This is a genomic window from Cyanobium sp. BA20m-p-22 (assembly GCF_024346275.1).
Classification (GTDB): domain Bacteria; phylum Cyanobacteriota; class Cyanobacteriia; order PCC-6307; family Cyanobiaceae; genus Cyanobium_A.
Window position 1 is genome coordinate 1 of the sequence record NZ_JAGQCQ010000075.1, and the last position, 12,433, is coordinate 12,433.

Sequence of the window (12,433 nt, forward strand, 5' to 3'; positions counted from 1 at the left end):
GATCAGTGGTGGCGGTGCCAGCGTGCTGGTCAACCCCTTCAAGGCCGTGGCCTGTGCAGCTGGGCTGGCCGAACCCAGGGTGAGTGCCACCGTGGTGCTGGCCAGCAGCCGCCTGCTAGATGAGGGCGCGAATGTGGCCAAGGGCAAGATGCTGGTGGATCCTGGCTCCTACAAGGTGGGGGGCCTGAAGATCGAGGGCATCGCCGGCCCCCACGACCGTGTCGGGGGCCGGCGCTTTGGCCAGGCCACCCTCTGGCGCTGGCGCCAGGGGGGCCTTGACTTTGCCCACCTAGGCGGCACGGCGGCCCGGCTCAGCCCCTCCGACAAGGTGATGCTGGGCAGGCCCGACGTACTGATCATCGGCGTGGGAGGCGGCGCCAAGGTCTACTCCGGAGCAGAGGCGGCCGAGGTGGTGCGTGAGCTGAAGCCCCGCCGGGTGATCCCGGTGCAATACGTCAGTGGCAAAACCACCCCTAAAGACTGCGACCAGGGCTCCCTGCAGCCGTTCCTCGATGCCATGGCCGGCACCCCGGTGAATCGCCCGGGCCGCACCCTAAGCCTGCCCGCCAAGCTGGGCGAGGGCATGGTGATCGAAGTGATGCGCTAGATCGCGGCGTAGGCCGCCCAGAACTGCCCCATCTGCTCGAGGGTTCCAATACTCACCCGCAGCGAACCTGCAATTAGCGGCTTGTCCGCCATCGAGCGCACCAGGATGCCCTCCTGCCGGAGCCGCTGCTCCACCTGCTCAGGGGGCAGCTCGGGCCAGATCAGTAGGTAGTTACCGCCGTCGGCATGGTGCCGCACGCCGGCCCCCCGCAGCTGCTGCACCAGCCAGGCGCGGGCCAGGCGCACTTCGGCCACATAGCCATCCACATAGGGCTGGTCTGCCAAAGCCGCCAGAGCAGCTGTCACCGCAAAACTGTTGATGTCATAGGGGCCGACGACCCGGCTGATGCGGTCGATCACCGCTGCCGCACCGATGGCAAAGCCGATGCGCAAACCCGCCAGACCGGCAGTTTTGGCCAGGGAGCGCAGCACCACCAGGTTGGGGGTGGCCGCAAAGTCGGCCACCGGCAGCACGCTGTCGCCGGTGAAGGCCTCGTAGAGCTCATCCACCACCACCAGGGTCTGGGCCGCCGTGGCCGCGAACTCCAGGATCCTTTCAGGCGCCAGCCGGGTGCCCGTGGGGTTGTTGGGGTTGCAGATCAGCAGCAGGCGAGGCCCCTGCCCCAGGGCGGCGCGGATCTCCTCGAGTGGGAAGGCGAAATCCGGCAGGTGATAGGGAATCGCCTCGATCGCCATGCCCTGCATCTGGGCGCAGGGGCTGTAGTAGCCGAAGGTGGGGCTGGTGGTGAGCAGGGTGTCGCCCTGGCCCCCGTAGGCGTGGAAGATGGCGTGGATCGCCGCATCCACCCCGTTGAACAGGCCGATCTGGCTGGGCGCTAAGGGCAGGGCCAGGTTCGCCAGCACCGCCTCCCGCAGGCCGTCGTATTCGGGATAGATGGCGTACTGATCCGCCGGTATCGCCCGAATCGCCGCCACCACGTGGGGGCTGGGGCCCACGGTGTTCTCATTGAAATCGAGTCGCAGAAGGCCCCGCCTCCCCTCCAGCGGAGCGCTGTAGGCGCGGAGGCTTTCTACCTCCGGGCGGGCAGGGGGGGCGTCAAGGTCTGCCGAATGGGTCACGGCGCGGCAGGTCGACAGCTTTCCGCAGCGTAGGCATACCGCTGAGCGTGGCCAGCAGCAGCAACGCCGCGCTGACCAGCAGCACCAGGGTGGTCAGCACCTGGACCTGGGGGGAGATCTCCCGCTGGAAAGCACCGGCCAGATAGAGGGGCAAGGTGACCGTCTCACCGGCCATGAAGCTGCTGATCACGAAGTCGTCGTAGGACAGGGAAAAGGAGAGCAACCCGGCCGCCAGCAGCCCCGGCGCCAGCAGCGGCAGGGTGACGCGGGCAAAGGCCTCAAGCGGCGGCGCGCCGAGATCCTGAGCCGCCTGCTCCAGGCTCGGATCGAAGCCCGCCAGCCTGGCCTTGAGGGTGAGGGCCGCGTAGCTGAGGCAGAACAGGCTGTGGGAGAGCAGCAGGGTGAGCGGGCCCCGGGGCAGATCGATCCCCACAAACAGATTCAGCAGGGCCGTGGCCAGCACGATCTCCGGATTGGTGAGCGGCAGGGCCACCAGCAGCCCGATCACCCGCCTGCCGCGCAGCCGCGCCCGGGCAAGGGAGAGGGCCATCAGGCCCCCGAGCAGCACCGCCACCAGGGCAGCCGCCAGGGCCAGGGCCAAACTGGTGAGGAAGGCCTCGGTGAGGGCCGGATCGCCCAGGGGGTGGCGCCAGTTGGCCAGGGTGAAGCCCTGCCACAGCAGGTTGAAACGGCCGCGCGGGGCGTTGAAGCTGAACAGCACCGTGACGGCCACCGGCGCGTAGAGCAGGGCGAAGGTCAGGGCACTGGAGGCGGCCAGCAGCACGTTGCCGATGCGTTTCATGGCAGCGGCAGCTCGTCGAGACCACGGCCCCGGAGCTGCACCAGCACCGCCAGGGTTACCAGGGCCATCAACACCAGGGTGAGCGCCGCCGCCCGCGGCGCCTGCAGCTGCACCAAAAGCAGGTTGTCGATCGTGTTGGCGACCATCCGCTCATTCGGGCCACCGAGGAACAGGGGGTTGACCACATCGCCGGCAGCGGGGATCAGGCCCAGCAGGATGCCGGCGGCCAGGCCCGGCCGGGAAAGGGGCCACACCACCTGGGTAAAGCGCCGCCAGGCTCCGGCGTGGAGATCGGCCGCGGCCTCCAGCAGGCAGGGCTGGATCCGCTCCATCGCCAGCACCAGCGGCAACACCAGAAACGGCAGCTGGTTGGTAAGCAGCCCCAGGATCACCGCGGTGGGAGTGTTCAACAGCCGACCGTCCCGCAGCAGCCCCAGGCCGTTGAACGCCGCGGTGAGATCCAGGCTCTGCAGCAGCGCCAGCACGGGCCCGTTGTCGCCCAGCAGGCTGGTCCAGGCGATCGCCCGCACCAGGTAGGAGGTGAGCGAAGGCAACACCACCAGGCCGATCAGCAGGGGCTGCCAGCGGCCGCCGCGGAAGCGGATGGCGAAGGCGAGCGGATAGGCCAGCAGCAGGCCGATGGCGGTGGCGCTGGCGGCGTAGCCAAACGAGCGCCAGAGGATCGGGCCGTAGGCCTGCAGCACCTCCAGATAGGTGGCCAGTCGACCGCGAAACACCGTCTCCAGCCCGAAGCGGTTGAGCGGCTCCGACAGCGACAGCGGCACCAGGCCCAGCAGGGGGAGCAGGTAAAGCCCCAGCAGCCACAGCAGGCCGGGCGCCAGCATCAGCCAGGGCCAGAAGCGCCTGGCCCTGGCTGCGGCCTCAGCCCTCGGTGATGCTGGCAAAGCGCTCCTCCCAACGGGCTTCTTCGCTCTCACTGAGCGGACCGAAGCTGTGCAACCGCTGCTGCATCGCCGCATCCGGGAACATCAGTTCATTGGCTGCCAGGGCGGCGGTGGCCGGATCCTTGGCCAACTGCTGGCGCACCCCCACCACCGGCGAGATATACTGCACGGCGGCGGCGATGCGGGCCGCCTCCACCGGCTCATAGACCCAGTTCATCCAGGCCGCTGCCTCGCGGCGGTGCTGGGCGCCCTTCGGCATCAGCATCACGTCAGACCAGAGCACGCCGCCGCTTTCTGGCACCACGAAGCGCAGGTCGGGCTGCTCGAGAACCAGCTGGGCCACATCACCTGACCAGCCGATGCAGGCCGCCAGGTTGCCGGCCAGCAGATCGTTTTGATAGTCGTTGCCAGTGAAGCGGCGGATCTGGCCGTCTTTGCGGGCCTGCTCCAGGCGAGCAAAGCTGGGCTGGGCAGCCGCCCAGGTGGGCTGGCTGATGTCCTGGCCGTCGGCCAGCATCAGCAGGCCCATCGTGTCGCGCATCTCCAGCAGGGCCGACACCCGCCCCCGCAGGGCCGGATCGAACAGGTCATCGATGCGGGCCAGCTCCCGGCCGGTGGCTTTGATGTTGTAGGCGATGCCGGCAATGCCCGACTGCCAGGGCAGGCTGTAACGCTGTTGCGGATCCCAGGGGGGATTGGCCAGATAGGGGACCAGGTTGCGGATGTTGGGCACCTGGGCCAGGGGCAAGGGCTCCAGCCAGCCCAGGCCGATCAACCGCTGCGCCATCCAGGAGGGCAGCACCATCAGATCCTGAACCAGGGGCCGACCTGCCGCCAGCTGGGGGCGAATCCGGGCAAAGAACTGGCGGGTGTCGTTGAGGTCTTCCAGGTAGCGCAACTGGATACCGGTGTCCCGGCGGAAGCGGCTCACGCTGCCCGGGGCGCCCGGGGCATCGGGATCGATATACAGGGGGAAGGTGGAGATCACCAACTCCCCACTGCCACTGCCATTCCCACTCCCCTTGCAGGCCTGCAGCAGGGTGGGTGCCAGCACCGCACCGGCGGCAGTGGCGGCCAGACGCTGCAGAAAGAGCCGACGGCCGGACTGACTGGATGGGAGGGGCAACTGGGCTGGCATCAGGTCAAAGCAACGATCAGGGCGGGCAGTCAGCCAACCGATGGGTATCGGCGTGGTTCCAACGACACCAGAGCTCGGAGCCAACGCGCAGATTCTCCGGCAGGTTGGCGCTGGTGTCGATGGCGATCAGGGCCAGACCATCTCTGCCAGCCAAACCATCTCTGCCGGCCAGGCGCACCTCCACCGTGGCCCCTTGGAAGGCCAGCTCCCGCACCTGGGCCCGCAGCCCGCACTCCCCCTGCTGGGGTGGCGTTTCACTCAGCCGCAGCCGTTCGGGCCGCAGCAGCCGCAGGCCCCCAGCCGAACCATCCGGCAGCAGGTTGGTCGCCCCCAGGAAGGTGGCCACCACGGCGCTGCAGGGGCGGTCATAGAGCTGGCGCGGCGTGCCCACCTGCTCCAGCCTTCCCTGGTGCAGCACCGCCAGCCGGTCGCTGAGGCTGAGCGCCTCTTCCCGGTCGTGGGTGACGAGCAGGAAGGTGATGCCCAGCTCCCGCTGGATGCGCTGCAGCTCCGCCCGCATCACGCGGCGCAGGTCGGGGTCGAGGGCCCCGAGCGGTTCATCGAGCAGCAGGGCCGCAGGGGCGTTCACCAGCGCCCGCGCCAGCGCCACCCGCTGTTGCTGGCCACCGGAAAGCTCGTGGGGACGCCGGCGTGCCAGCTCCGAAAGCCGCACCACTTCGAGGATCTCCCCCACACGGCGGCGGATCTGCGGCGCCGCCAGCCGCTGGGAGCGGGGGCCAAAGGCCACGTTGTCCCACACATCGAGGTGGGGGAAGAGGGCATAGTTCTGAAACACCATGTTCACGGGGCGGCGGTGCGGCGGGGCCCCGGTGAGATCCAGGCCCTGCAGGCGGATCCGCCCCCCATCGGGGTGCTCGAAGCCGGCGATCAGGCGCAGGGTGGTGGACTTACCGCTGCCGGAGGGGCCCAGCAGGGAAAAGAATTCCCCCGGGCCGATCGAGAGGCTGAGCTCCTCCACTGCGAATTGGCCGCCCAATTGGCCGCTGGATTGGCCGCTGGATTGGCCGCCAAAACGACGACTGACCTTCTCGAGCTCAATGACTGCCCTATCCCCCGGCTGCTGCAGCGGAGCTTGGCGATCGGGCTGGAGCGTGCCAGGGTTCAAGGGCAAAAATGGCGCGCACCGGCGCACCTGTTTAGCAATCCCTTGCCAGTGGCACTGTTCATCTGGGCTTCTGGGCACCTATTCAATGGGAACTGGCACGGTCGATGTGGTGGTGGTGGGCGCCGGCCTCTCCGGGCTGGTCTGCGCCCGCGACCTGCATCGGCGGGGCCTGCAGGTGCGGTTGCTGGAGGCACGGCAACGCTGCGGCGGCAGGATGTGGGGCCGCCCCAGCGCCATGGGCCTGCCGCTGGATCTGGGCGGCCAGTGGGTGGGCGCCACGCACCAGCGCCTGCTGGAGCTGCTGGGGGAGTTTGGCCTGCAGCGCTACCCCACCTACTACGCAGGCGAAGGGATTTTCCACTGGAACGGCACGGCCCATCAGGCTGGCGTTGAACACGACTTTGGCTCCAGCCTGCTGTTCTTCCGGCCTGAACAACTGGGCCTACCGGCTGGCGAGGTGGCTGAGGCCCTGGCCCTGCAACGGCGCTTTCAGCAGTTGGTGGCCCAGGTGCCCCCAGGGCAGCCCTGGAGCGGCCCCGCTGCCGCCGAGCTCGACCAGCTCAGCATCGCTGGCTGGCTAGAGCGCCAGGGGGCCGGCCAACTGGCCCGCTACCCGCTGGCCTGGCTGGCACGGGTGGGGGGATCGGGCGGCTTTGAACCCCACGAGAGCTCGATCCTGCACCTGGCCTGGAGCCAGGCCGTTGCACCCCAGCAGGAAACGCCGGAGGCCTGGCTGGTGCATGGGGGGGCGGCCCAGGTGGCCGAGCGGCTGGCGGCAGAGCTGGGGCCGCTGATCCAGCTGGGGGCGCCGGTGGGGGCGATCGAGCAGAACGGTGGGGGCGTGCGGGTGACCTTTGGCGAGGGGGATCGGATCACGGCGGCGGCGGTGGTGGTTGCGATCCCGCCCCCGCTGCGATTGGGAATCCGCTTCAGCCCAGCGCTGCCGCCGGAATGGCAGGGCCTGCTGCAGCGCTCGCCCATGGGCTCGATGGTGAAGGTGCTGGCCCTCTATCCGCGGCCCTTCTGGCGCGAGCGGGGCCTTAATGGCCTCGGTATCGGCAACCTGCCCGCCCTGGAGCTCAGCGTCGACAGCTCACCCCCAGACGGCCCGGGCCAGCTGAGCTGCTTCATCGCCGGCGACCGGGCCGTGGCCTGGCAGCGCCTACCGGAAGCCGAACGGCGGCGCGTCGTGCTGCAGGATCTGGCCCTGCTGTGGGGCCCGGAGGCCGCCGCACCCAGCGAGCTGGTGCTGCAAAACTGGAACGGGGAGAGCTGGAGCGGCGGCGCCTTCACCAGCTTCTTGAGCCCCGGCGCCTGGAGCCGCTACGGAACGGTGTGGCAACAACCCCACGGCCGGGTGGTGTGGGCCGGCACCGAAGCTGCCAGCCGCTGGCCTGGCTATTTCGAGGGGGCAATCGAGGCGGGGCTGGCCGCCAGTGAACAGGTGCAGGAGCTGGCTGGCAAGAACAAAGGGACAAGCCAAACCTGGGCCAAGAACCAGGATTTCGAGAGCAGCTGATGCCCGGGTACTGCGCCAGCCTGTTACGCAAGAGTGTTACGCCGCCCAATTGGATGACGCCCGGGAGGCGGCAGGGGACTCTGGCAAAATTCTCGTAAAGGAGGATCTCGGCTTGTTGAATATGGTGCCTGGCCAGTCAAAGCGTGATGCCATCGCGGCCTACCTTGGCGGGCGAGGAATCAAGTTTTTGGCCAATGGGTTGCGGCCCATATTTTACCTCCACTACTGGCTATTCCCAAATCAACGATTCCTGCTAAGAAGCTCCGTCAATAAACCAATCGACTCAGCCAGCAGCAATGCCGAGGCCCTCTCCAAGGCCATACCAAAAATAGTTTGGCAAACCAACTACACAAATAAAGTTACCCTGCCAATCAAGGCCGGCTGGCTTTGCAATCGACTATTGAGCTCTGGCTACGACTACAAGTTTCACACCACGGATATGCGCAAAGACTTCGTGGAGCACCACTTCCCCGGAGAGACCTCGCGCCTTTACAACAGGCTGACCATTGGAGCTGCCCAGGCAGATCTCTGGCGATTGCTAGTGCTCTATAAATATGGTGGAGTTTACATGGATATCGACGCCCACCTAGTCTGGCCCTTAAACAGAATTATACCAGCCGCATCAAGCGCGCTGTTCTTGCGATACAAAGACGGCGGCGCTACAAATTACTTCATAGCAAGTAGGCAGGAACATCCAATTATCAAGGCCCTAATCGAAGAAATTCTTCGTCGTATCGAGAACCCTCAAAGCGACAATATATACGAAATAACCGGTCCAACCGTATTCCAAGCAGTGCTCTCAGAGCACGAACATAGCTGGCGCTTCTCTCGGCATACCTGCCTGCAAGGAAACTTCTCAAATAAATTCTTTCAATACATCGACAAGCCCGAAGGCCACTGGACACTCGAACAAAAGAGTCATCGAGCCATTAGCCCTGAAACTTGTTAAGCACCATCAAAAATGCCGACCCTACACAAATTATGCATTGCGATCCTTGCCTTCAATGAAGCCAGCACAATTGCCAACTGCCTAGATTCGGCTAAATTTGCAGACCAGCTTCTCGTCATCGATGCCGGCAGCACCGACTCAACCACCAGTATTGCCAAGTCCCTAGGGGTTGAGGTTTACCACCACTTGGACTGGCAGGGATTCGCGATTCAACGCAATCGCGCCCTAAATTATTGCGAATGTGATTACATCTTTTTCCTAGACTGTGACGAAATTATCCCGCCAAAATTAGCTGAAGAAATCCGCGCCGCAGTGGGCCAAGGAGCAATAAATCGAGGCCTTGTCCGCTGGGAAGACTATGTCTTTGGCAAACACCTTAAAGGCATTCACCAAACAAAGGGAATTCCCCGCCTATTTAAGGTGAGTGATTTAGTTGGCTTTGAAGGACAAGTTCACGAGGGAGCCATCCTGCGCGCAGCGGCAAGAACACAGCTTTTCCGCACACGACTGATCCATCACTCGCGCAGGTCTATTCACCAGAGCCTGCTAAAACTTGCGCAATATTCCCAGCTTGCCGCAATCAAACTGCGCAACTCAAGATCTCGCTCCGGCGTAGCCGCCGGACTCATCCATGCCGTGCCACGCTTTCTAAATCTTTATTTTATCAAGCTCTCATTCCTTAGTGGTGCCGAAGGATTCTTGTACAGCCTACTGGTCGCCCTAGAGGTGTTCTTCAAGTACTGCGCGGCTCACTACGACTCAGGCCCGGAAGCATCCACCCCAGTCAGGCGCTGAGGCAATTTCAAGTCACATCCGCTCCAAGGTGGGGATCCCGAGCAAACCCAACCCCAACTTGAGGGTGCCTGTGGTGAGGCGGCAAAGGGCCAGCCGTGAGCTGCGGGCCGGCTCTTCAGCCTTGAGCACCGGCACCTGGTCGTAGAAGCGGTTGAAAACCTGGCTGAGTTCAAACAGATAGCTGCAGAGCCGATTGGGCAGCAACTCCTCCTCCACCTCGGCGATCACCGCATCCAGCTTGAGCAGCTCCCGCACCAGGGCCCACTCCTGGGCTTCGGTGAAGGTGAGGTGAGCGGAGGCGGCCTCCAGATCGCCGCCCTTGCGGGCGATGCCGGCGATCCGCACCACCGCATACAGGAGGTAGGGGGCCGTGTTGCCCGTCAGGGCCAGCATGCGATCAAAACTGAACTGATAGTTGGTGATCCGGTTGGTGGAGAGGTCGGCGTACTTCACCGCCGCCAGGCCCACGGTGTGGGCCACGTGCTGGATGAAAGCCCCATCCTCTGTGCGCCCTTCCTCGGCCAGGCGCAGGCGCAGGTCGGCCTCGGCCCGCTGCACCGCCCCATCGAGCAGGTCCTTGAGGCGCACCGTGTCACCGGAGCGGGTCTTGAGCTTCTTGCCATCGTCGCCCTGCACCAGGCCAAAGGGCACATGCTCCACGCTGGTGCCCTGGGGAATCCAACCGGCGCGGCGGGCCACCTGGAACACCCCGGCGAAGTGGCTGGCCTGGCCCGCGTCTGTTACGTAGATCACGCGGCTGGCGCCATCGCCTGCCTGGGAGAAGCGATAGCGGATCGCCGCCAGATCGGTGCTGGCGTAGTTGAAGCCGCCATCACGCTTCTGCACGATCAGCGGCAGGGGCTTGCCGTCCTTACCGCTCATGCCCTCGAGGAACACGCAGCGGGCACCGTCGTCGGTGACCAGCAAAGTGGCAGCGCTGAGGTCGTCAACCACCTTTTGCAGATAGGGATTGTAGAAAGACTCGCCGCGCTCGACAAGACGAATATCGAGGCGGTCATAGATCTGCTGGAATTCGCGCCGGCTCTGCTCACATAGCAATCCCCAGGCCTTAAGCGACACCGGGTCGCCCCCCTGCAGCTTCACCACCTCTTCGCGCGCAGTGGCCTGGAAAGCCTCGTCAGCGTCGAAGCGGGCCTTGGCCTGGCGGTAGAAGGCCACCAGATCGCCCAGGTCCACCGCATCGGGGTGCTCCAGGGCCTCGGGCGCCACCTGCTTGAGGTGGGTAATGAGCATTCCAAACTGGGTGCCCCAGTCGCCCACATGGTTGAGGCGCAGCACCGGGTGGCCGCGGAACTCCAGCACCCGGGCCAGGCAGTCGCCAATGATCGTGGAGCGCAGGTGCCCCACATGCATCTCCTTGGCGATGTTGGGGCTGGAGAAATCCACGATCACCGGGCCGGCATGAACCTCCTGGCCGGCTCCCTGGTTGGCCCCAACCGGCACCCCCAGGCGCGGATCGGCCAGCCGGGCCCCCACCTCCGCCGCCAGCCGCTCAGGCCGCAGGGTGAGGTTGATGAAGCCGGGGCCGGCGATCACCGGCTCCAGGCAAAGCTTGGCAAAGGCCGGCTCGCTGGCCAATTGCGCCACGATCGCCTGGGCAATGGCCCGGGGTGGCTGGCCCAGGGGCTTGGCCAGGGGCAGGGCCCCATTGGCTTGGAAATCGCCGAATTCCGGCTTAGAGGCAGGCGCCAGCTGGGGATCGAGGGCCTGCCCCGCCGCACGGGCCCGCTGCGCCGCCTCGGGGAAGGCCCGCTCCATCGCCGCGCGCAGTTGGCCGTTCAGGGTCTGGGCGATGCGGAGCATGGCAGCCGAACAGGGGCAGGGTGCCCATCGATCATCCCCCGCAGGCCACCTGATCAGGCCAGCAGTCCCAGCTCCTGCTCCAGGCCCTCCAGCACCACGTCGGCCACCAACTGGATGCGGTAGCGGCAGTGCTGGGTTTGGCTGCAATCGAAGCGGCCGTGCTCCCAGTACTTGTTGCTCCCCGTACCGCCGCCGCACAGCCCGAAGTGCCCACAGCTGCTGCGACAGAGCTCCACCCCGGCGCGGATCTCAGCCTCCACCCGGCGAAACTTGGCGCTGGTGGCAAGGGCTTCGAGGCTGTCATTCAGCACATTGCCAAACGAGAAGTCGCCGTATTCGGCGGTGGCCACCGAGAGCAACTCCGGATCAAAGGTGGAAGCATTGCCCCGGGCATCCACGTTGACGATCACAAACGGCGTGTTCATGTCGGTTTGAACCATGCGGGCCGTGCTGCAGGCAATGGTGGCGATGCCGTCGAATTCCCGAATGCGGAGGCGGCCGGGCTGCTCGCGGCTGCGCTGCCAGATGCGGGCCATGAAGGCCCGGTAGCGCTGCTCCAGCAGCTCCCGCCCCAGCGGGCCCCCATCGAGGCTGGAATGGGTGTTGGCCCCCTCGGTTTCCTCCATGTTGAAGCCCACATCCCCGATGCCGTTCTGCAGGAAGAAATCAACGATGGCGTCGGCATGGTCGAGGCCATCGGCCGTGAGCACGCAGATCACCTGAAAGGGAATCCGCCGCCGGGCCAGCCAGTCGATGCCCCGCATGACGGCGGCATGGGTGGGCAGGCCGGTGCGGGTGACGCGGTGGGCGTCGTGCAGGAAGGCTGGCCCATCCATGCTCACGCCCACGTGGATGCCATTGCGCTCAAAGCAATCGCACCAGGCCCCGTCAATCGTGGTGGCATTGGTCTGCAGCGACTGCACGACCGTGCTGGCCGGCAACCCGCGCCCCTCCAGAAGCCGGCCGATCCGCTGGGTGGCCTCGTCGTAGAAGGCAATCGGCGCCATCAACGGTTCGCCCGCATGCCAGAGCAGGGTGAACTCGCCGCCGAAATAGGGGCTCTCCAGCACCCGCTCCACAGCTGCCTCGAGCACCGCCAGCGGCAAGCGGCTGCGGTCGCCCCGATCGGGCAAATAGCAGTAGTCGCAATCGAGGTTGCAGAAGGGGGTGGGCTGCACCACCAGCAACCGCACCGGCCCATAGCCCCCCGGGCCCCGGGCCTCCAGGTCAGCGGCCGGGATCGGGATCAACGCCAGTAGCGGCCGCCACCGTTAAGGAAGCCGCCATTGCGGAAGCCCCCATTGCGGAATCCACCATTACCGAAGCCGCCATTGCGAAAGCCCCCGTTGCCAAAGCCAGCATTGCCAAATCCACCGTTGTAGAAGCCCCCGTTGCGGAAACCGCCATTGCCCCAGCCCAGCCCATTGCCATTGACGAACACGTAGGAGAGCTCCCCCCCCGGTGCCTCCTCGACCCCACCCCGCTGCTGCACCGCCGCCGCAATGCGGCTGAGTCTCTCCTCAATGCTGAGGGACGGGCCCGCCAGCGCCGCAGATCCCTGGGCATTGGCCACAGCCAGGGCCGCAGCCCCATCAAGCGGCAGGGAGGCCAGCAGCAGCAGGCCAAACAGATAGGAACGGTTAGGAATCGCCATGGGAGCTAAGGGGGAGGGGGATCAGCGCTGGGCGG

Annotated in this window: 12 protein-coding genes; 4 read left to right on the plus strand and 8 right to left on the minus strand. The window is 65.8% G+C overall.

Annotated features, from left to right (window positions below):
* The coding region (locus KBZ15_RS08405) for an MBL fold metallo-hydrolase (RefSeq protein WP_255014744.1) at positions 1 to 607 on the plus strand (607 nt) is incomplete at its 5' end.
* Here KBZ15_RS08405 and KBZ15_RS08410 read toward each other — a convergent pair.
* From KBZ15_RS08410 to KBZ15_RS08430, 5 genes are read right to left on the minus strand one after another with little or no spacing between them, the layout of a single operon-like run.
* Positions 604 to 1,686, minus strand: a complete 1,083-nt coding sequence (locus KBZ15_RS08410; RefSeq protein WP_255014745.1) for a histidinol-phosphate transaminase — start codon at positions 1,684 to 1,686, stop codon at positions 604 to 606. The genes KBZ15_RS08405 and KBZ15_RS08410 overlap by 4 nt on opposite strands.
* A complete protein-coding gene (locus KBZ15_RS08415; RefSeq protein WP_255014746.1) occupies positions 1,664 to 2,488 on the minus strand; it encodes an ABC transporter permease in 825 nt (274 codons plus the stop codon). Before KBZ15_RS08415 ends, KBZ15_RS08410 begins: the two co-directional genes overlap by 23 nt.
* Positions 2,485 to 3,333 carry an ABC transporter permease gene (locus KBZ15_RS08420; protein WP_255014747.1) on the minus strand — a complete coding sequence of 283 codons (849 nt, stop codon included), beginning with the start codon at positions 3,331 to 3,333 and terminating at the stop codon, positions 2,485 to 2,487. The genes KBZ15_RS08415 and KBZ15_RS08420 overlap by 4 nt, the downstream gene beginning before the upstream one ends.
* Before the next feature lie 37 nt (positions 3,334 to 3,370).
* Positions 3,371 to 4,519: a spermidine/putrescine ABC transporter substrate-binding protein gene (locus KBZ15_RS08425; protein WP_255014748.1), complete on the minus strand. Its 1,149-nt coding sequence runs from the start codon at positions 4,517 to 4,519 to the stop codon at positions 3,371 to 3,373.
* 28 nt (positions 4,520 to 4,547) lie between these two features.
* Positions 4,548 to 5,657 carry an ABC transporter ATP-binding protein gene (locus KBZ15_RS08430; protein ID WP_255014749.1) on the minus strand — a complete coding sequence of 370 codons (1,110 nt, stop codon included), beginning with the start codon at positions 5,655 to 5,657 and terminating at the stop codon, positions 4,548 to 4,550.
* A gap of 85 nt (positions 5,658 to 5,742) precedes the next feature.
* Between KBZ15_RS08430 and KBZ15_RS08435 the strand changes: the two genes are divergently transcribed.
* From KBZ15_RS08435 to KBZ15_RS08445, 3 genes are read left to right on the plus strand one after another with little or no spacing between them, the layout of a single operon-like run.
* On the plus strand, positions 5,743 to 7,176 hold the full coding sequence (locus KBZ15_RS08435; protein ID WP_255014750.1) for an FAD-dependent oxidoreductase: 1,434 nt from the start codon (positions 5,743 to 5,745) through the stop codon (positions 7,174 to 7,176).
* A gap of 49 nt (positions 7,177 to 7,225) precedes the next feature.
* Positions 7,226 to 8,125, plus strand: coding sequence for a glycosyltransferase family 32 protein (locus KBZ15_RS08440; RefSeq protein WP_255014751.1), 900 nt, complete (start codon positions 7,226 to 7,228; stop codon positions 8,123 to 8,125).
* A gap of 12 nt (positions 8,126 to 8,137) precedes the next feature.
* Positions 8,138 to 8,920: a glycosyltransferase family 2 protein gene (locus tag KBZ15_RS08445; RefSeq protein WP_255014752.1), complete on the plus strand. Its 783-nt coding sequence runs from the start codon at positions 8,138 to 8,140 to the stop codon at positions 8,918 to 8,920.
* 12 nt (positions 8,921 to 8,932) lie between these two features.
* On the opposite strand, the gene argS is transcribed toward KBZ15_RS08445, so the two are convergent.
* From argS to grrA, 3 genes are read right to left on the minus strand one after another with little or no spacing between them, the layout of a single operon-like run.
* Positions 8,933 to 10,744 (minus strand): arginine--tRNA ligase, encoded by a 1,812-nt coding sequence (argS, locus tag KBZ15_RS08450; RefSeq protein ID WP_255014753.1) that lies wholly within the window; start codon positions 10,742 to 10,744, stop codon positions 8,933 to 8,935.
* A gap of 53 nt (positions 10,745 to 10,797) precedes the next feature.
* The gene (gene grrM / locus KBZ15_RS08455; protein WP_255014754.1) at positions 10,798 to 11,994 is read right to left on the minus strand and encodes a cyclophane-forming radical SAM/SPASM peptide maturase GrrM/OscB; all 1,197 of its coding nucleotides are present in this window, start codon (positions 11,992 to 11,994) and stop codon (positions 10,798 to 10,800) included.
* Positions 11,991 to 12,398: a GrrA/OscA1 family cyclophane-containing rSAM-modified RiPP gene (gene grrA / locus KBZ15_RS08460; protein ID WP_255014755.1), complete on the minus strand. Its 408-nt coding sequence runs from the start codon at positions 12,396 to 12,398 to the stop codon at positions 11,991 to 11,993. Before grrA ends, grrM begins: the two co-directional genes overlap by 4 nt.
* Positions 12,399 to 12,433: the final 35 nt, after the last annotated feature.

Bases quoted from the DNA above. Each gene is read 5' to 3' on its own strand.
- KBZ15_RS08445 (WP_255014752.1), top strand. From the start codon at position 8,138: ATGCCGACCCTACACAAATTATGCATTGCGATCCTTGCCTTCAATGAA.
- KBZ15_RS08415 (WP_255014746.1), bottom strand. From the start codon at position 2,488: ATGAAACGCATCGGCAACGTGCTGCTGGCCGCCTCCAGTGCCCTGACC.
- grrA (WP_255014755.1), bottom strand. From the start codon at position 12,398: ATGGCGATTCCTAACCGTTCCTATCTGTTTGGCCTGCTGCTGCTGGCC.
- argS (WP_255014753.1), bottom strand. From the start codon at position 10,744: ATGCTCCGCATCGCCCAGACCCTGAACGGCCAACTGCGCGCGGCGATG.
- KBZ15_RS08420 (WP_255014747.1), bottom strand. From the start codon at position 3,333: ATGCTGGCGCCCGGCCTGCTGTGGCTGCTGGGGCTTTACCTGCTCCCC.
- KBZ15_RS08435 (WP_255014750.1), top strand. From the start codon at position 5,743: ATGGGAACTGGCACGGTCGATGTGGTGGTGGTGGGCGCCGGCCTCTCC.